Origin of the sequence: Tardiphaga sp. 768_D3_N2_1, assembly GCF_052076105.1 — a bacterium.
Taxonomy (GTDB): domain Bacteria; phylum Pseudomonadota; class Alphaproteobacteria; order Rhizobiales; family Xanthobacteraceae; genus Tardiphaga.
The window spans coordinates 4264332-4283742 of the sequence record NZ_CP197245.1 but is presented as its reverse complement, the minus strand read 5'-3'; the positions used below and the strand labels follow the sequence as shown (position 1 = coordinate 4283742).

The window sequence follows — 19411 nt, the reverse complement described above, 5'->3', positions numbered from 1 at the left end:
GGAAGAAGCTACCAATCAAATTCGCCGATCGCTTTCTTCACGGCCGATTCACAGCGTTTCATCGATACTTCATGACCGTGCGGAATTGAAACGGGCATTAAGCGGCGGCTGCTATCAATATGGGAAGCGGCATTCTGCGGAGGCGGTTCGCGTATCAAGATGGTTCGAACTCCGCGGTTGCGCTCGCGTCTGTGCCGGGTTCGTGAGCGATGAGCGAGATGAGACATCCAAGGGGCGTGCCCCATCTCCTGCGTTCGGTCTGGCCGTTCGTCGCTATCGTCTTGCTGCAGGCGTTTCTCGCTGGCACCAGCATCAATATCCTGTCGTCTGTTCGTGCCTATGTCACCGGCGAGAGCCTGTGGTCGAAGGGGCAGATGGAGGCGGTGCATTCGCTCAGCCTCTATGCCGAGACGGGGGACGACAAATACTATCAGCGTTATCAGGCGAGCATTGCCGTGCCGCTCGGGGATCTCATCGCGCGTCGCGCGCTCGAACAGCCGGTGCCGGATCTGCAGGCCGCCCATGACGGATTCCTGCAAGGCGGCAACGATGCCGCCGACATCCCCGGCATGATCTCGCTGTTTCGCAATTTCAGCGAGGTCGTCTATCTCGCCCGCGCCATCGAGAGCTGGCGCGCGACCGATCCCGTGATCCGGCAATTGGTGGAGACGGCCGACGCCATCCATGCAAGCGTCAGCGAAGGCAAGATCGGCTCGACGCGACTCGCGACCCTGAAGGCGCAGATCGATCAGATCAATGAACAGACAACGCCGCTTGCCGTCGCATTTTCACAGCATCTTGGCATCGGTTCGCGCGCCATTCAAAGCATTCTGCTCATTGCCAATGTGCTGACCGCGGCGTTGTTGATCCTGCTTGGCATCTGGCGCACCCGCAATCTCCTGATCCAGCGCCAGCGTTTCGAGACGGCTCTGAAGAGCGAGAAGGAGCGCGCGCAGATCACGCTGTCCTCGATCGGCGAGGCCGTCATCAGCACCGATGCCAGCGGCTGTGTGGAGTATATGAACCCGACCGCCGAACGTCTGGTTGCAAGGCCCGCCTGCGACGCGCAGGGCCAGCAGCTCGCATCGCTGTTTCGCCTGGTCGACCGCGAAAGCGGCAGCGATGGCGAAGCGCTGATCTCGAAGGTCATGGCTGGCGAAACGGTCAATGTCGGCATGCATCCGCAATTGCTGATCCGCGACGATGCGAGTGCGGTCGCCGTGTCGCTGGTGGCAACGCCGCTACGGCGCGAGTCCGAGCTGGACGGAGCCGTCCTCGTCCTGCGCGACATGACGCAGGAGCAGGAATATATCTCCCGTCTCGCCCATCAGGCGTCGCATGATGCGCTCACGGGATTGGCCAACCGCCGTGAATTCGAACGTCGCATCGAGGAAGCGCTGCCCCGTATCGATATCGACTCGCGGCCACATGCGCTGATGTTCCTTGATCTCGATCAGTTCAAGATCGTCAACGACACCTGTGGCCATGCCGCCGGCGATCATTTGCTGCGGCAGGTCTCCGGCATGCTGCTGAAGTACTTGCGTACGGACGATCTGCTTGCGCGTCTTGGCGGCGATGAATTCGCCGTGCTGCTGGAACGCTGCGAGCCGGATCGCGCGGCTGCGACCGCCGAACGATTGCGACAGACGATCGAAGAGTTGAACTTCGTCTGGAACGGGCGCAGCTTCAATATCACCGTCAGTATCGGCCTTGTCTGTATCGCGCAGCCCGAGGTGACGCTGGAGGAAGCCCTGCGCGCAGCCGATGTGGCCTGCTACATGGCCAAGGAGAAAGGCCGCAATCGCGTTCAGCTGCATCAGGCCAGCGATTCCGAATTGCTGCAGCGGTTCGGCGAGATGACCTGGGTCCAGCGCATTCACGAGGCGCTCGAACAGGATCGCTTCCGTCTCTATGCCCAGAAGATCATTCCGCTCGGCGAACGCGACGATGGCAGCCTCCATGTCGAACTGCTGTTGCGGCTGCGCGACGAGGCCGGGCAACTGGTGGCGCCCGGCCATTTCATTCCCGCGGCCGAACGCTATGGGTTGATGACGCTGATCGATCGCTGGGTGGTCAGGAATGCCTTTGCCATTCTCGCCGCGCGATTGACCGAATGTGCCACTCCGGTCTCGACCTGCGCCATCAACCTGTCTGGTGCGACATTCAAGGATGATAGTTTTCTGGACTATGTCCGTGAGCAATTCCGGATCTATCGGATACCGCCGACCATCATCTGTTTCGAGATCACCGAGACCAGCGCCATCGCCAATCTCGCCGCCGCCAACAATTTCATTCAGGCGCTGCAGGAGATCGGTTGCCGGTTCTCGCTGGACGATTTCGGTAGCGGCATGTCGTCTTTCGCCTATCTCAAGCACCTGCCCGTGGACTATCTCAAGATCGATGGCTCCTTCGTCAAGGACATGCTCACCGATCCGATCGACCGTGCCATGGTCGAGATGATCAGCCATATCGGCAAGATGATGGGCAAGCGCACAGTGGCCGAATTCGTGGAGAGCGACGAGATTATCGCAACGCTTGGCGAGATCGGTGTCGATTACGCGCAGGGCTATGCGGTAGGCAGGCCGGAGCCGTTCGATATCTATGGCGAGATCGACCGGAGGAACGTGGCGTAGAAGGGGAAGGTCGCCTGCGCTCACCCCATCCTGCACTCAACTCCATCAGTCGTCATGGCCGGGCTTGTCCCGGCCATCCACGTCTTTCGCCGCGGCCAAGACGTGGATACCCGGCATGCGCCGGGCATGACGGCGTTTAATTTCAGCGTGCGCGCGTCACGTTAGTTTAGATCAAACTGTCAAACAGCCACTGTCCTCCAGATATGCGTCATCGCCCCCCCATTATTTGCGGCGCGGGGGCGCCGTCGTGTTGCGCATTCCCGCCCCCTTGCGAGAGGGCGTGCGGAACGCCGGGTGCCCGTTGCACCCTTGGTGCCTGATGCGAATGCGGTCTTCCGCAATGTAGAGTGCATCAGGACTTTCGGAGGCGCCGAGCAAGTGCCCGACGTTCCGCCTGCGGTGTTTTTTCAGCCTGCTTGCGCGTTGCCATGGCGAACGATCCGATCACCAAAATTAGTGTCCCAGGGCGGAGGGACAGGGTGCCTCAAGCGAGTAAGCCGGACGCGTTTCGATTTGGTCGTCGGTCACACTGTCCAGGGCTGTTTCGATCTCAAGACCGGCCGTGTCCTTGCCAGTGGCAGTGCTGGCGCAGATCCGTCCTGCCCGAAGACAGACGTCACCCATGAACCGCGTAACGCCGCATCTCCGGCGTCCACCGCACCCTGCCCCGCGAACGTGACGATCGCGATCGCCCCTCTCGGTGGGGCAGGACGGAGGGGATAATAATCCTTAAGGGTATATTGTCAATGGTGGATAGGAAAAAATGTTTGAGGCATTCTCAACTGTCGTCCCCGCGCAGGCGGGGACCCATACACGCCGGAGAGTAACTCTGCCGCTTCAATTACGCTGACCGTGGTTATGGGTCCCCGCCCCGCGCACGCCTTCGGCGTGCTAGGCGGGGACGACGTGGAGAGGTCAGCGCGGCCCACATTGTCGTTCCCCTAATCCACCCGCGCAATTCGCCCCAGCGGCATCGGCGACACTGGGCTGTTGGCTTTCATGTAAGCGTTCAGCGCGTCGACGTCGTAGACGCCGACCAGCGGCTCCTTGCCTTCCTTCAGCACCGTGAAGCCATCGCCGCCGACGGCGAGAAAGCCGTTTACGGTGACGCGATAGTTGGCCGCGAGATCAATCACCTTGCCGTCCAGCATCATGCGCCCGGGTGGAACGCGCTGGCCTGCTGCTGCAGTGCTGTCCCAGGCGTAGCTGAAGCCCTTCGACACCTGCAGGATGCGCGGCCGGCTCGGTGTGTTCCATTGCTGCTCGAGCATCGCCTTGATCTGCGCACCTGTGAGCGTCAGCGTCACAAGCTGGTTGCGGAACGGCTGCGCCGCGAAGACGTCGCCATAGGTGACGGTGCCGTCCGACGATTTCACGATATCAGCACGGATGCCGCCGGGATTGGTGAAAGCGATCACGGCGCCGCCGAGAGCGCTCGCAGATGTCGCCGCGAGATGCGCATTGGCGATGATATTGCCCAGCGGGCTTTCGCCGGTCGTCATATCGGGCATGCGCGACAGTGTTGCGGTGATCGATCCCGCAGGGCGGCTGGCGATCGGCGCGGCCACCTTGTCATAGGCGGCAAGCAAGGCCGTCTGGGCGGGATCGGCGGGATAGGTCGCGGTGCGCACGATAACGTTGTCGGCTTTCGCGCTGATGACGTCGCGCGTCGTGCGATCGAGCTTGAGGTCGATGGTGGTGACCAGCGTGCCGTATTTGTCACCCGACGTGACGAGGCGCCCGTCGATCTGGCAGGTATAGGCGCGGTGGGTGTGGCCGCTGACCACGACGTCGACGGCTCTGTCGAATTTTTTGACGATGTCGACGATCGGTCCGGAGATGCCCGGACATTCGTTATAGTCGCCGGTGGGGAAGCCGCCTTCATGGATCAGCACCACGATGGCCTCGACACCTTTGGCCTTCAGTTCGGGCACCAGCGCGTTGACGGTGTCTGCCTCGTCCCGGAATTCCAGACCGGCAATGCCCGGCGGCGCGACGAGACCCGGCGTACCTTTCAACGTCAGGCCGATGAAGGCGACGGGAATGCCGTCGAATGTCTTGATCTGATAGGGCGGCAGTAGCGGCTGGCCGGTCTTGGTGTCGATGGTCGAGGCGGCGAGATAATTGAACGTCGCGCCGGCAAAGGGATGCGGGCCCTGGCAGCCATCGACGGGATGGCAGCCGCCGTTCTGCATGCGCAGCAGCTCCTCGCGACCTTCGTCGAATTCGTGATTGCCGACCGAGGCGATCTCAAGGCCCATCATCGACAGCGCCTCGATGGTCGGCTCGTCGTGAAACAGCGCGGAGAGAAACGGGCTGGCGCCGATCAGGTCGCCTGTAGCCACGAACACGCTGTTCGTCTTGCCGGCGCGGAGCTGCTTCACCAGCGTCGCCATATGTTCGGCGCCGCCGGCGGGGACGGTGATCTTCTTCGTCCTGTCGGCGGGATCGTCGATGCTGATGCCGCCGGGGGCAGGGCGCAGATTGCCGTGGAAGTCGTTGATGGCAAGGACGGTGACGTCGACGGGGGAGGGTGAGGTCTGGGCGTGGGCGGTTGCGCCACACGCAAGTGAGATCAGGAGAGCGAGAGATGCGATGCGCGCAGTCTTAACCTCTCCCCGTCCTTTACGGGGAGAGGTCGACCGGCGAAGCGCAGCGAAGCCGGTCGGGTGAGGGGCGGGGCACGATGTCAGCAAAGCGGAAGGTCTCTCAGGTCGGATATTCGCAGCTTTGGTTGCGATGGATAGCTATTAGTGACGCCGTCGTTTGACGCGAAAGCGACACGAGGCGTCACGATTGCGTTGACGACGGTGCCATGCCCCTCACCCGCCGCTAAGACGCGGCGACCTCTCCCCGTAAAGGACGGGGAGAGGTTAGATCACCCCTTCTTGCGCGCGAAGAACGCCTTGAACGCCGCAATCGCCTCCTGCGACTTCATGCGTTCGCCGAACAGATGGCTTTCCTGATCGATGCGGCGGGTAAGGTCCTCGGGCGGCAGCTTCAGCAGCTTGCGCGAGATGGCCACGGCTTCGGCGGGCAGGGCGCAAATCTCGCGCGCCACCTTGCGCGCCTCGACTTCGGTATGGCCGGGCGCAACGATTTCATTGACGAAGCCGGCAGCCTTGCCGTCCTCCGCATCCATGGCGCGGCCCATCACCAGCGCCGCGAAGGCGCGCTGATGGCCCATGGTGCGCGGAAACAGCAGGCTGGATGCACCTTCCGGCACGAGGCCTAGATGGATGAAGGGCGTTCTGAAACTCGCCGTGGTCGAGGCCAGCACATAGTCGCAGTGAAACAGCATGGTGGTGCCGATTCCGATGGCGACGCCGTCCACCGCGGCGATGAGCGGCTTGGTGTTCTGCGCTAACGAATACAGAAATTTGACGGCGTTCGATGCCCTGGGCGCTTCAGCCTTTGCGGCGCTGTCCTTGAGGAAATCCTCGAGGTCGTTGCCGGCGGTGAAGGCGCCGGAACCGCCGGTGATGATCATGCAGCGGATCGCCGGATTGTTCTGCGCGGTGTCGATCGCGTCCGACATGGCGCGATACATGTCCTGCGTGATCGCGTTTTTCTTTTCCGGCCGGCGCAGCGTGATCACGCGCGTGGCGTCTTCGTCGGTCACGATGAGATGTTCAGTCATGTCTTTTCCCTGCAGCACCCCGCAAAAGCACGGCTGGCGCGTTTCCCCTGCCGGATATTACATCAATCCGCTGCGGCCGATATGGTGGGCGACGGTTTATGCCAGCAAAACGGCATCGGCCGACATCACGGATTCACTGGAGTCCATCACGGTGCGTTCAAGCGAGCCCGCCTGCACCGCAACATTCTCGGCGAAGAACCGCGCCAGCGTGACATAACGCGTCGCATCGCTGCCGCCGTCGATGTCGCGCGCTGCAAGCGCCTCGTTGGCCAGCATGCAGCCGCCGAGCGCCGAGCCGAACAGCCGCAGATAGGGCGTGGCGCCGGAGAGTGCGTCGTTCGGCGCCGAGGCCAGCTTCTCCAGCAGCCACTTGCTCGAACGCTCCAGCGAGCCGAGCGCGTCGCGGAGTTTTGCGCCGGTGGTGCCGAAACCGGGATCGTTGGAGGCCTCGACGCGCGACACGATGCCGCTGAGTTCATCGAGCAGCGCCCAGACGGATTCGCCGCCTGACGCCGCGAGTTTTCGCGTGACGAGATCGATCGACTGGATACCGTTGGTGCCTTCATAGATCGCGGTGATGCGCGCATCGCGATAATGCTGCGCGGCGCCGGTTTCCTCGATGAAGCCCATACCGCCATGGATCTGCACGCCGAGCGAGGTTACTTCATTGCCGATATCCGTCGAGAAGGCCTTGGCGATCGGCGTCAGCAGGGCGCCGCGCGCGGCGGCTTCGGTGCGCACCTTGGCATCGGGCGAGCGCGCGGCGACGTCGAGCGCCACGGCGGTGGCGTAGCAGATGGTGCGCGCCGCGGCGGTGAGCGAGCGCATCTGCATCAGCATGCGCTTGACGTCGGGATGCACGATGATCGGATCCATGCCGGCGGTCTTGCTGCCGATGCTGCGGCCTTGTTTACGCTCCTGCGCGAAGGCCAGCGCCTGCTGATAGGCGCGGTCGGCAATGCCGACGCCTTCGAGGCCGACGCCGAGCCGGGCCTGGTTCATCATCGTGAACATGCACAGCATGCCGCGATTTTCCTCGCCGATGAGGTAGCCGACTGCGCCGCCCTTGTCGCCCATGGTCATGGTGCAGGTGGGGGAGGCATGCATGCCGAGCTTGTGCTCGACGCCCGATGCATGGATGTCGTTGCGCTCACCGAGCGATCCGTCGGCATTGACCAGGAATTTCGGAATCAGGAACAGCGAGATACCCTTGGTGCCGGCGGGCGCATCGGGCAATCGCGCAAGCACGAAATGCACGATGTTGTCGGTCATGTCGTGATCGCCATAGGTGATGAAGATCTTGGTGCCGGAGATGCGATAGCTGCCGTCGGCCTGGCGCTCGGCGCGCGAGCGCAGCGCGCCCACATCGGAGCCGGCCTGCGGCTCGGTGAGCTGCATGGTGCCGGTCCATTCGCCGGTGACCAGCTTTTCCAGATAGATCTTTTTCAGTTCGTCGCTGCCATGGGCGTCGAGCGCCTCGATGGCCGACAGCGTCAGCAGCGGGCAAAGGCCGAAGGCGATGTTCGACGCGCTCCAGATCTCGGTGCAGGCGGCATTGACGGCCAGCGGCAGGCCCTGGCCGCCGAAGGCCTCGGGACCGGAGACGCCGTTCCAGCCGGCGGCGGTCCAGCGCTGATAGGCATCGGGCCAGCCGGGAGCGGTGGTGACCTTGTTGTCGGCAAGCTTGATGCCGTTCTTGTCGCCCACGGTATTGAGCGGCGCCAGAACGTCGCTGGCAAAGCGGCCGGCCTCTTCGAGCACGGCAGCGGTCATATCGGCGTCGAAATCGCCATAATGCCCGGCTTTCAGGGCCGCCTGCAGGCCGGCGCCGTGATTCAGGGCCAGCAGCATGTCGTTGATCGGTGCTCGGTAGGTCATGGCATCTTGCTCCCGGAAATTCTTTCAGCTTTCCGCCGTCTTCCCACGAAACGGGCGGCCCCTCAACACGCCAAAGGGCGCATCCGGGGCGGGCTGTGGCTGGGGCGAGAGCGCTGTTCGCTCCTGTCCTCGTGCCAATTCCTTGCAAGCGGGGAATTTTACAGGGAATTCTCCTGTTTCAGACTCCGGCAACAGTGTTGAAACGGGTGTTTCCCGGTGGGAGGCGAAGCGCCGCCCGCCGGCTCTGCCGGACAATCGACCGGTTCGTCCTGCGTTCGGCGCGCGTTGGCGCCAATTTACAGCGCGATCCGCTCAATCGCGCCATGCGCCCTCGAACACATGAGCGCATGAGGGTGTATGGTTCCGCCGCTGCATCGATGTCGCGCAGCACTGCCGGACTCACTTTCCTCCGGGCGCGTAGCAGGGGTGTTGCAGGCGGCCGGCTTCGGTCCGGCCGCCTCATGGATCATTTCGTCGTGTAGCCGCCGTTGACGAGGATGGTCTGGCCGGTCATCCACCAGCCCTCCGAGACAAGGAAGCGAATGAACGGGACGACATCTTCGATGTCGGTCAGCCCGGTCCTGGAGAAGGTCGACAGCGCTGCTGCGGTCTTGTGATAGGCGACCGCATCCGCACCTTCGGCCGGATAGAAGAAGGGTGTGTCCATCGGGCCGGGACCGATCGCCGTCACTGAGATGCCGCGTTCGCCGAACTCCTTGGAGGCCGCGCGGGTGAAGTGCTCGACCGGGGCCTTGGTGCCGGCATAGGCCGCATAGAACGGCGTGTAGGCGCCGAGCAACGAGGTGACGAGCGTGCAAATCTTGCCGTTGTCGCTGACATGCTTGCCGGCCTCCTTGAGGAAGAAGAAAGCGGACTTTGAGTTGACGGCGCTCATCTCGTCATACTCGGCCTCGTTGATCTCAATCATCGGCTTCTTCAACACCTTGCCAACCGTATTGATGGCGATATCGATACCACCTGTCGCCGCCTTGACCTCGGCGAACAGCCTCTCGACCGCGCCTGCCGTGGTCAGATCGGCCTGGAAGGCAAAGCCTTTCCCGCCGGCGGCCTCGATCGCAGCGACCGTCTCGTTTGCTGCTGCCTTGGTTGCGCTCGTGTTGTAGTGGACCGCCACCGCCCGTGCGCCTTGTTCCGCGAGGTCGCGAGCCAGGAGCCCGCCAAGGTTTTTCGCGCCGCCGGCGATGAGAGCGGTTTTCCCTTTGATGCTGTGGTCGGTCATGGCGTCAGCCTCCTATCGCGAAGCCGCTCCATACGGCTGCTTTGCGATGCGGAGGCTATCGTCTAGAATATCTCGATAAAGCCGGTTATTCTGACATCACTTGTTAGATATGGCGAACAATCGATAGAGTTTGCACCGTTGGACCGTATCGATCTCTTCCGCACCTTCGTCCGTGTCGTCGAATGCGCAAGCTTTACCCGTGCGGCCGATACGCTTGGGCTTCCGCGCTCGTCGGTATCGGCCGCCGTGATCGACCTCGAAGCAAGGGTTGGCGCCCGCCTTCTGCATCGCACGACCCGACAGGTCTCGCCGACTCAGGATGGCGCGGCCTTTTATGAGCGTTGCCTGCGGCTGATCGCCGATGTCGAGGAGACGGAGGGCCTCTTCCGGCAAACCTCGGTCGGGCTCAGCGGGAGGCTCCGTATCGACGTGCCGGGCCGGATCGGCCGGTTGATCATCGTGCCCGCTTTGCCGGAGTTTCTCGCCCGGCACCCTCAACTCGATATCGATCTGCGGGTCACCGATCGGGCGGTCAACCTGATCGAGGAGAGCGTCGACTGCGTGCTGCGTGTCGGTGCGCTTGGCGACTCGGGTTTGATTGCCCGCAAGATCGGCGACCTCGCGCTGATCAACGTCGCCAGTCCCGGCTATCTCGTTGCGCATGGCACGCCTGGTACCCCAGACGATCTGGGCGTACATCTCGCCGTCAACTATGCTTCGCCGTCGACAGGTCGTGTCGAGGAATGGGAATGGATCGAACGCGATGAGATACGCACAATTCCCATGCGCAGCCGGGTTACCGTCAATAGCGCCGAAGCTTATATCGCCTGCTGCCTTGCCAGCCTCGGCCTGATCCAGATCCCGGCCTACGATGTGAAGCGCCATCTCGATGCGGGCGAACTCATCGAGGTGATGCCCCATCATCGCGCCGCGCCGATGCCGATGGCACTGCTCTATCCGCACCGTCAGCATCTCTCCCGGAGGCTTCAGGTCTTCGCCGACTGGCTGGATGAACTGTTGAAACGCGAAATGATGTGATGGCGATTGGGCGGGGCGTGTGCCGGATCACGTGACATATTGTCGATACGAGGCATTCATGCTGACGCGGATCAAAAGCTGGGCACGACAGATCAAGACGGACACGCATGCCGTCTATCTCGCCGCGCGCGATCCGCGGGTGCCATGGTTTGCGAAAGTTCTCGCGATCGCTGTCGCCGCCTATGCGCTGTCGCCAATCGATCTCATTCCGGACTTCGTGCCGGTCCTTGGCTATCTCGACGACCTGATCATCGTGCCGCTGGGTATCTGGCTCGTGGTGGCGCTGGTCCCAAGCGAGGTGATGGCCGAGTACCGGATCAAGGCGCGGGAAGCTGCAGAACGCCCGACCAGCAGGTCGGGCATGATCGCCATCATCATACTGTGGCTCGCGAGCGCACTTCTGATCGGCTGGCTCGGCTATCGCTACTGGACGCGGGCCTGATCGCCCGCATCCGTCAGAACCTGACTTTCACACCCGCATAGAAAGCACGCGGCCGCGCCGGGCTGACCGAACGTGCGTCTGTGAACTGAGCGCCGCCATTGGCAAAATTCGGCACCGAGTCGGTCTCGAAGAAAGTCCCGTAGGTCGAATAGCGTCGGTCGAGAATGTTGTCGACGCGGGCGAAGACCTGCACGGACTTGTCGATCTGATACGACGCATGGGCATTGAACACGGTATAGGCTTCGAGTTTCGGCGCCTGGTTGGAATCGTCACCGACGAAATACTGGCTGCTGACGAACAGCGCATCGGCCCCGACCTTGAAAGCGTCAGTCACCGCATAGTCGAACCCGGCCTTGACGCGATGACGCGGGATCGCCGGGATCTGGTTGCCGGGCAGGATCTGGACGTTGCCGTCGTCATCCTTGAACGGGCTGTTCGATCCGATGGCGAGCGCATCAAGGAAACGCGCATCGACGAAGGCATAGCTGGCATAGAGCTGCAGGGTCGGCGCGCGCAGCGTGACTTCCGCTTCGATGCCCTGCCGGCGCGTCGAGCCAACATTCTGGAAATAGCCGTAGCCTTGCAGCACCGGGCTCGGGATCGCGAGAATGTCGTCGTTGTTGGTGGCGCGGAACGCGCCGAGCTTCCAGCCCAGCGTGCCGGCATTCAGCTCCTTGGTGCCACGCAGACCGGCTTCGATCGTATGCGAAACCACCTGCTTGAGCGGCGGATCGGAGATCAGGAAGGCGCCGACGATGCAGGGATTGGCGGGATCGGCGCAGCCGAGTTCGAGCGGGGTCGGCGCGCGGTTGGCTTCCGAATAGCCGGCATAGGCGGTCAGCTCAGGCGTGATCTTGTAGGTGCCACCGATGATCGGATTGAAACGATTGAAAGTGTGGTCACCGTTGAGCGCGGTGCCGATCTGATCCTCGAGCACGATCTGCGCCGTGTTGAAGCGACCGCCGCCGGTGATCGAAAAGGCATTGGTCACATCGAACGTGTCGAGCGCGTAAATGCCGCCATAGCGATTGGTGGTGCGCAACGACACCGGGCCGATCGCGATCGGGTCGCCGGACTGACCGAGGGAAATCCCGCTGCCGGTGACGACGTAATCCGGGCCGATCGTGCCGAGTTCGGCGCTGGCCGTGAACTGGCTGACGCTGGACGAATAGCTGGCGCCGACGACAAAGCGGTTGTCATGGCCGAAGAGCTGATCGGTATTGGTGGCCTGCAGGGAGCCGCCCACCGTGGTCGAACGCGTCGAGGTGCGATCATTCTCGCCAAGAACCGCGCCGGGCGCGAAGGGATTGGCAATTTGCGCGCCGTTGAGGCCGTTGGCCGGCGTGTCGTCATCGCCGAAACACAAGAGGGTCGGATCTTCACAGGGCTGGGTGCCGGTCGGATTGCCATCCTGGGTCTTGTTCCGGAAGAAGCGAAGATGCGCCGCCGCCTCCACCGTCCAGGTCGGCGTCGCCTCGACCTTTCCAGTGAAATTGAGATAGCCGACGCGGTTGTTCGCGGTCTGCGGCGTCGTATAGGTCGCGCCGTAATTCTGCTGCAGCAGTTCGACGGGAACGGTCGCCGACGCCCCAAACTTGTTGTTGGCGACGCCCATATTGAGGTGAAGCTCGCTGCTGTCGCTGCGATAGCCGACATCGCCGTAAAAGCGTCGGACGTCCGATGTCGCGAAGTTGCGGAAGCCCTTTTCATGCAGGCCTTCGAGCGCGCCATAGACGGCGAATCCCTCGACCTGCTTGCCCCATTGCGCCGAGCCCTGGATGCGGCCGAACGAGCCGCCCATCGTGCTGAGCTCGGCTCCCTGATAGTTGAAGCCGTCCTTCATCTGGATGTTGACCGCGCCGCCGAGCGCGTTGAGGCCGAAGGCAGGATTGTTGGTGACCACGCTGACAGAGCGGATCGCCGCGGTCGGGATCAGGTCCCAATTGACGGTGTCGCCGAAGGCTTCGTTGATGCGCACGCCATTCTGATACACCGCGAGCCCCTGCGGCGTACCAGCCACCGGCGAGGCCACGAAACCGCGAAATTGCAGATCGGGCTGGAAGGGATTGCCCGCGACTTCGTTGATCAGAATGCCTGGCACTTGCTGCTGCAGCGCATCCGTGACGTTCAGGGAATTGGCGCGTTCGATCGCGCGGGCATCGACATAATTGATACTTGCCGTGACCTTGTCGACGTCGATGCCGGACCGCGATGTCGGCGTGGTCGGATAGACGTAGACCGTACGGGGCCGCTCGGTGGTGACCCGCTGGGTCGTCTGACGCCGGGGGGCGCGTTTGCTGGCGACGGCAGGGGCGGACACCACCACCGGCGGCAGCACTTGCGGTTCTCCAGGAGGACTTTGCGCAAAAACCGTTTCGGAAACCGGTAGAAGACCCGTCGACAGCGAAGCAACGACCAGCACTCTTACGCGCATCTGTTCCACCCCATTCCCATTCCGCGTCGGCGCTCTGATGGCACCGTCCGGTAGCGTGATACTAGCGAGTGAGGAGGACTGCGCTATCTGCAAAGTGTCGAAATCCGGTTCAGTTATTTTCCCGATAAAGTCGGGACAAATTCCCGATCTCGCGTCACAGGCGCATTTGGCAGTGAATCAGTCACGGGAATGATAGCTTCGACAGTCACGCCGTCCACATCAGATCTGACTATGAGCGTCCCGCCGAGGGCCCAGACCCGCTCTCTCATGCCAATGAGGCCAAAGCCGCCATTGTGATCGGGATCGAGGCCGAGGCCATTGTCGCGCACGCGGACCAGTACGTTGTCACGCTCAGGCGTCGCCGCCGTTCCCGTCACCGGTTCGATGACCACGCTCACGGCAGAGGCGTGCGCGTGGCGGAACACATTGGTGAGTGCCTCCTGAACCACACGATAGGCGGTCAGTTCGGCGACTTCGCCAAGGGGAGCAAGCGCTGGCGATACCCGGCTCTCGATCACGACTTCCGGATGGGATTCGCGCCAGAGACGCAGCAAGACCGCGATAGCACCGGACAGGCCGAGATCCGTCAGCCCGACCGGCCGCAACCGCTCGAGAATGCGGCGATTGAACTGCTGCAAGACATCGACCTGCGCCAGAATGGCAGTGCCATGCCGCGACAAGGCGCCTGTGCCCGATGGATCGTGATCGGCGAGACGCATGACTGCGCCTGCATGGGCGCGCAGGGCAAAGAGATATGGCCCGAACTCATCATGCAGTTCGCGTGCGATATCCTTGCGCTCTATGTCCTGCAGCGAGACGGCCCGTTGGGCCAGACGCCGCCGGTCTTCCAGCACATCGCCCAATGTGGCAGCGAGATGATTGAGCCGGATGCAGAGTGCAGCGAGTTCCGGTGCGCCCGCGGGAGTGACGCGCGCCTGATAGTTTCCCGCTTCGATATCGACCATGGCCTGCGACAATGCGTCGAGCGGCGCCAGCGCCCGCCTGACCACCAGACTCGTGACGACGAACAGTACCATTGCAACGATCAGGCTGACTGCGAGCTGGGTGATGATGCCGTCCCATATCTCCCGCATCTCGTCATCGGGATGGGACGTGATCAGCAGCGTCTGCTGTTTGTCGCCAACCATCACCGACACTGACTCCGATATCCGTTCGGGATGGATCAAGGACACGAACCACGATGGCGGAGAACCTGCACCGTCGCTCCGGTCATGCCCGTCACTCTTCGGGGACGGCATGTTTCCATCGCCTTGCCTGACAATGCTGACATGTCGCAATCGATTCAGATCGGCGACAATTTTATCAAGCCGCGCATTTGGATCCGGCGCTTCGTTCAGACTGGTTCCGATACTTTCGATGACTTCACGTGTCAGCCGGATGACGCTCTGGTCCTCGGCCTGCACGCGCGGGCCAGCTTCCAGCGCGAGCCGCACGACATTGGCGACCAGGCCAAGAGCGAGCACGAGCGCCACCAGAAGATTGATCCGCGCGCGCAGCGAAAGATTCTGCCACATGACCATGCTTTCACTCGCATCTCGCCTGCATGCCGCGACTATGAACTTGACAGCGAAATTCGACGGCGATCATATCGGATCGAGGCGACCTTCGATTGTCAATCATGTCACTCCGAAGGCGTATGATTGCTGTACCGCTGATGCAGCGCAGCAATCGAGGAGCAGGCCTGGACCTGCTGACAGAGTTTACGGGGTTGACCCATGCGCGTCCTGATCGTCGATGATCACCCCATCGTCACATCGGGCTGCCGCGCGGTGTTCGCGGACGATCCGGAGATCGAACTGCTGGAAGCGTCCGATGCGGCCAGTGGCGAGCAGGTTTTCCTGACCGGAGACCCCGATATCTGCATCATCGATATCAATCTGCCGACAGTTTCCGGATATGAACTGGCGCGGCGCATCCTGCTGCGCGACGACACGATGCGCATCATCATGTTCAGCATGAATGATGATCCGATCTTTGCAGCCCGCGCGATCGAGAGTGGCGCCAAGGGCTATGTCTCCAAGACCGGCGACCCGCACGATCTGCTGGAGGCCGTCTATGAGGTTGCGCGCGGCGGCGTGTATCTCCCGCCGGCGATGGCGCGAAGCCTTGCTTTTGCCGGGCCTGCGCTGACGCAAAGTCCGCTGTCGAAGCTGAACTCGCGCGAGATGGAGATCCTGCGACTGCTCGGTGCCGGCAAGAGCCTCGCCGAGATTGCGTGGATGGTTCACGCCTCCTACAAGACGGTGGCCAATACATCGTCACTCATGCGGCAAAAGCTCGGAGTCCGCAGCTCGGTCGAACTCGTGCGCTTCGCCATCGAGCGCGGCATCGCCTGACCGGGCGTCCCTGACCAGACATCACCCGTCTCGGCGGTGTCGCATCGCTGCCGCATCCAACCTGTAGAGTCATGACCATGCAGACAGTTTCACTTAATCGATCATATGGCGGCACACAGGGTGTCTACAAACACGCCAGTCGTGCGACCGGAACTGACATGACATTCTCGGTCTATGTGCCGCCGCATCAGGACGGCGCCAGGCTGCCTGTGGTCTGGTATCTCTCGGGCCTCACCTGCACCCATGCTAATGTCACGGAAAAAGGCGAGTTTCGCGCCGCATGCGCCGAACTGGGGCTGATCTTCATTGCACCAGACACCAGCCCGCGCGGTGCCGATGTTCCCGGTGACGCCAACAATGCCTATGACTTCGGCCTGGGTGCCGGCTTCTATGTCGATGCCACCCAGCAGCCCTATGCGCGCAACTATCGCATGTGGAGTTATGTGACCGAGGAGCTGCCGCAGCTCGTGGCCGACCAATTCCCCATCGATAGCAGTCGTCAGTCGATTCTCGGCCATTCCATGGGCGGGCATGGTGCGCTGACCATTGCGCTCCGTCATCCCGATCGCTACCGCGCGGCCAGCGCTTTCGCTCCGATCGTGGCGCCGTCGCTGGTGCCATGGGGGATCAAGGCGCTGGGCGGCTATCTCGGCGACGACAAAGCGGCATGGCGAAAACACGATGCGGTTGCCCTGATCGAGGACGGGGCGCGATTCCCCGAATTGCTGGTCGATCAGGGCGAGGCCGACAATTTTCTGACCGAACAATTGCGGCCTGAACTGCTGCAGAACGCCTGCAAAAAGGCAGGCATTGCGCTGACGCTGCGCCGCCAGCCGGGCTACGATCACAGCTACTATTTCATCTCGACCTTCATGTCCGATCATCTGCGCTGGCACGCGGCGCGGCTCAAAAAGTGAGTTTCGGCTCGCACTACTGCGGCTGCGGGGCACCGTAATTCGGCGCGAGCAGGCGGTTGCGCACCAGATAGCTCATCGCCCGCGACCAGCTTTCATCGGTGTTGCCGCGCAGGTCTGCGCTCATGGTGGCGACCAGCCGTCCGGTGTGAACATTTCGCAGGGTGATGTTCATATTGAGAATGAGGTTCGAGACCTTCTGTACGAGCCCCGTAATGACGAGGTCGGCGCCGATCTGCTGTGCGAGTTGGACGTCGCAGCCGCCGCATGCCTGCAGGTTCCGGCCTTGCGCCGCAACATTGAGGGACGACATATCCAGCAGCTCGAAACGGCCGGATTGCTTCATCTCCTCGCGAAGCTGGTCGGCAGCATGGAGCAGTCTTGCCTGCTCGTCACTGCGGCGTCCCTTCATCTCGCCTTCGAGGCTCGTATCCAGCCAGTCGAAATTGAACACCGCCACTTTGGGCGCTGCGGCGTGAGCCGTCGCCGTCATCATCAGTAACAGCACGGTGATCGATAGTGCTCTCATCGCGGACCTCGCATCATTAAAATGCAACGCGCCGGCAGAATCCGAGGTTGCAAGCTACGATAATTGGTTCATGTTTCAAGCCACGAGACCCTTCACCGGCGCCAAGCCGGGAAGGAGTAGCCGGAGGGAACATGATACGGTGGTTGATCGGCGCGATCAGTCTCTGCGCCGTGACGTCGTCTGCGTTCGCGGCCGAACCGCTGACGATCAGCATCGGCTATCTCGGTCAGGCCGGCATCAAGGCAACTCTGTCGCTGGTCGAATTGCCATCCGAGAATGATGGCATTGCCGGCGCGCGGCTCGCCATCGAGGACAACAACACAACCGGCAGGTTTCTGAAGCAGCAGTTCGGACTGGACGAGGTCCGTGTAAAGGACGGTGACGATGTCGCCGGAGCCGCGCGCACGCTCGCTGGCCGCAATAGTTTCATCATTGCCGACCTGCCGCCTGATGCATTGCTGCAGGCGGCCGATGCGGTGCGTGACCGCGGCGGCGTGCTGTTCAATGTGGGGGCTGCCGACGACCGGCTGCGCGAGGCGGATTGCCGTGCCAATGTGATCCATATTGCGCCGACGCGGTCGATGCTGGCGGATGCACTGGCGCAGTATCTGGTGTGGAAGCAGTGGAAACGCTGGTTTCTCGTGGTCGGCTCGCATGACGGTGATCGGCTCGAAGCCGACGCCTATCGCCGAGCGGCCGCGCGGTTCGGCGCAAAGATCGTGCAGGAACGCGTCTTCGAGGACACTGGCGGCGCGCGGCGCACCGATAGCGGCGTCACATTGATCCAGCGCCAGATCCCGGTCTTCACGCAACAGGCACCGGCCTATGACGTCCTGATCGCCGCGGACGAGAGCGAAGTCTTCGCCTCCTATTTGCCGTATCGCACCTGGGATCCGCGACCGGTCGCGGGATCGGCGGGGCTGGTGCCAACCAGTTGGCATGCGGCACAGGATCAATGGGGCGCCGTGCAGATCCAGAACCGCTTCACCAAACTGAACGCACGCCGCATGACAGCGCGCGACATGCAGGCCTGGCTCGCGACCCGCATGATCGGCGAAGCCGCGTCCCGAACGAATTCGGGCGATGGCAAGGCCATGCTGGCTTTTCTGAAGTCGCCCGATTTCTCCATCGCCGGCTTCAAGGGGCAACGGCTCACGATCCGCGACTGGAACCTGCAGCTGCGCCAGCCGATCCTGCTGGTGGACGGGCGCATGGTGGTTTCGGTCTCGCCGCAGGACGGCTTCCTGCATCAGGTCTCGGAGCTCGACACGCTCGGTATAGATCGTCCGGAAAGCAAATGCAGGCTGCAATGATGATGAACAGATCGAAGATGCTGTGTCGTGTCTGGCTGTGTGGAGCGGCGATGTGGCTTGCAGCAGCGGCGCCTGCATCGGCCTTTCTCGCTTATATTTCGAACGAGAAGAGCAACACCGTCTCGGTGATCGACACCGACAGCTGGACCGTCACCGCGACCATCAAGGTCGGTCAGCGTCCGCGCGGTATCGAACTGACGCGCGATGGCAAATCTGTCCTTGTCGCGGTCGGCGACGACGACACCATCCAGATCATCGACGTCGCCAGCCAGAAGGTGGTCGATTCGCTGCCATCCGGTCCGGACCCCGAGCTTTTCACCCAGGATGCCGCCGGCAAGGTTCTCTATGTCGCCAACGAGAACGACAACACGGTGACCGTGATCGATCTCGAAAAGCGCGTGCGCATTGGCGACGTGCAGGTCGGTGTCGAACCCGAAGGCATGGCGATCAGCCCTGACGGCAAGATCCTGATCAACACGTCGGAAACCACCAATATGGCGCATTTCATTGACACCGCGACGCGCGAGATCGTGGCCAATGTCCTGGTCGACGCGCGCCCGCGCTTTGCCGAATTCAAGCGCGACGGTTCGGAATTGTGGGTGTCCTCGGAGATCGGCGGCACCGTGTCCGTGATCGACCCCGCCAAACAGGTCGTGACCGACAAGATCGAATTCAATATTCCCGGTCTGCGGCGCGAAGCCATTCAGCCGGTCGGCATCGGCATGACCCGGGATGCCAAAATCGCTTTCATCGCGCTTGGCCCTGCCAACCGGATCGCGATCGTCGATGCGGCGACCCACAAAGTGATCAAGTATCTGCTGGTGGGCCAGCGGGTCTGGCACATGGCGTTTACTCCTGATGAGAAATATCTACTGGTCACCAATGGCGTCTCCAACGACGTCTCGGTCATCGACGTCGCGGCACAGAAAGTCATCAAGACCATTCAGGTTGGCGAATTGCCCTGGGGCGTCGCCATGGCACGGCCATGACCAC

At 62.2% G+C, this 19411-nt stretch carries 14 protein-coding genes; 7 read left to right on the top strand and 7 right to left on the bottom strand.

Annotation, left to right across the window (positions count from 1 at the left end; all coding sequences use genetic code 11):
- Positions 1-218 precede the first annotated feature (218 nt).
- Positions 219-2633 (top strand): EAL domain-containing protein, encoded by a 2415-nt coding sequence (locus AB8A27_RS20075; RefSeq protein ID WP_441243436.1) that lies wholly within the window; start codon positions 219-221, stop codon positions 2631-2633.
- Positions 2634-3574: 941 nt separating this feature from the next.
- Here AB8A27_RS20075 and AB8A27_RS20070 read toward each other — a convergent pair.
- From AB8A27_RS20070 to AB8A27_RS20055, 4 genes are all read right to left on the bottom strand, one after another.
- Complete coding sequence (locus AB8A27_RS20070; RefSeq protein WP_441244964.1) at positions 3575-5212, bottom strand: bifunctional metallophosphatase/5'-nucleotidase; 1638 nt, start codon at positions 5210-5212, stop codon at positions 3575-3577.
- Between the two features lie 299 nt (positions 5213-5511).
- On the bottom strand, positions 5512-6273 hold the full coding sequence (locus tag AB8A27_RS20065) for a crotonase/enoyl-CoA hydratase family protein (protein WP_441243435.1): 762 nt from the start codon (positions 6271-6273) through the stop codon (positions 5512-5514).
- A 96-nt stretch (positions 6274-6369) separates the two neighbouring features.
- Positions 6370-8151, bottom strand: a complete 1782-nt coding sequence (locus AB8A27_RS20060) for an acyl-CoA dehydrogenase (protein WP_441243434.1) — start codon at positions 8149-8151, stop codon at positions 6370-6372.
- A 466-nt stretch (positions 8152-8617) separates the two neighbouring features.
- Complete coding sequence (locus AB8A27_RS20055; protein WP_441243433.1) at positions 8618-9391, bottom strand: SDR family oxidoreductase; 774 nt, start codon at positions 9389-9391, stop codon at positions 8618-8620.
- A 138-nt stretch (positions 9392-9529) separates the two neighbouring features.
- Here AB8A27_RS20055 and AB8A27_RS20050 point away from each other — a divergent pair, with 138 nt between their 5' ends.
- On the top strand, positions 9530-10429 hold the full coding sequence (locus tag AB8A27_RS20050) for a LysR family transcriptional regulator (RefSeq protein ID WP_441243432.1): 900 nt from the start codon (positions 9530-9532) through the stop codon (positions 10427-10429).
- A gap of 58 nt (positions 10430-10487) precedes the next feature.
- Positions 10488-10871 carry a YkvA family protein gene (locus tag AB8A27_RS20045; protein ID WP_441243431.1) on the top strand — a complete coding sequence of 128 codons (384 nt, stop codon included), beginning with the start codon at positions 10488-10490 and terminating at the stop codon, positions 10869-10871.
- A gap of 13 nt (positions 10872-10884) precedes the next feature.
- Here AB8A27_RS20045 and AB8A27_RS20040 read toward each other — a convergent pair whose 3' ends face one another.
- Together AB8A27_RS20040 and AB8A27_RS20035 are read right to left on the bottom strand one after the other, a co-directional pair.
- Positions 10885-13305 (bottom strand): TonB-dependent receptor, encoded by a 2421-nt coding sequence (locus AB8A27_RS20040; protein WP_441243430.1) that lies wholly within the window; start codon positions 13303-13305, stop codon positions 10885-10887.
- Positions 13306-13418: 113 nt separating this feature from the next.
- Positions 13419-14840 carry a histidine kinase gene (locus AB8A27_RS20035; protein WP_441243429.1) on the bottom strand — a complete coding sequence of 474 codons (1422 nt, stop codon included), beginning with the start codon at positions 14838-14840 and terminating at the stop codon, positions 13419-13421.
- A gap of 201 nt (positions 14841-15041) precedes the next feature.
- Here AB8A27_RS20035 and AB8A27_RS20030 point away from each other — a divergent pair, with 201 nt between their 5' ends.
- Together AB8A27_RS20030 and fghA are read left to right on the top strand one after the other, a co-directional pair.
- Positions 15042-15662: a response regulator transcription factor gene (locus AB8A27_RS20030; protein WP_068734560.1), complete on the top strand. Its 621-nt coding sequence runs from the start codon at positions 15042-15044 to the stop codon at positions 15660-15662.
- A gap of 71 nt (positions 15663-15733) precedes the next feature.
- On the top strand, positions 15734-16579 hold the full coding sequence (fghA, locus tag AB8A27_RS20025; RefSeq protein WP_441243428.1) for an S-formylglutathione hydrolase: 846 nt from the start codon (positions 15734-15736) through the stop codon (positions 16577-16579).
- A gap of 13 nt (positions 16580-16592) precedes the next feature.
- On the opposite strand, the gene AB8A27_RS20020 is transcribed toward fghA, so the two are convergent.
- On the bottom strand, positions 16593-17105 hold the full coding sequence (locus AB8A27_RS20020) for a DUF3280 domain-containing protein (RefSeq protein WP_441243427.1): 513 nt from the start codon (positions 17103-17105) through the stop codon (positions 16593-16595).
- A gap of 131 nt (positions 17106-17236) precedes the next feature.
- On the opposite strand from AB8A27_RS20020, the gene AB8A27_RS20015 reads away from it, so the two are divergent.
- Both AB8A27_RS20015 and AB8A27_RS20010 read left to right on the top strand, forming a co-directional pair.
- Positions 17237-18418, top strand: a complete 1182-nt coding sequence (locus tag AB8A27_RS20015; protein ID WP_441243426.1) for an ABC transporter substrate-binding protein — start codon at positions 17237-17239, stop codon at positions 18416-18418.
- A complete protein-coding gene (locus AB8A27_RS20010) occupies positions 18415-19407 on the top strand; it encodes a YVTN family beta-propeller repeat protein (protein WP_441243425.1) in 993 nt (330 codons plus the stop codon). The genes AB8A27_RS20015 and AB8A27_RS20010 overlap by 4 nt, the downstream gene beginning before the upstream one ends.
- Positions 19408-19411: the final 4 nt, after the last annotated feature.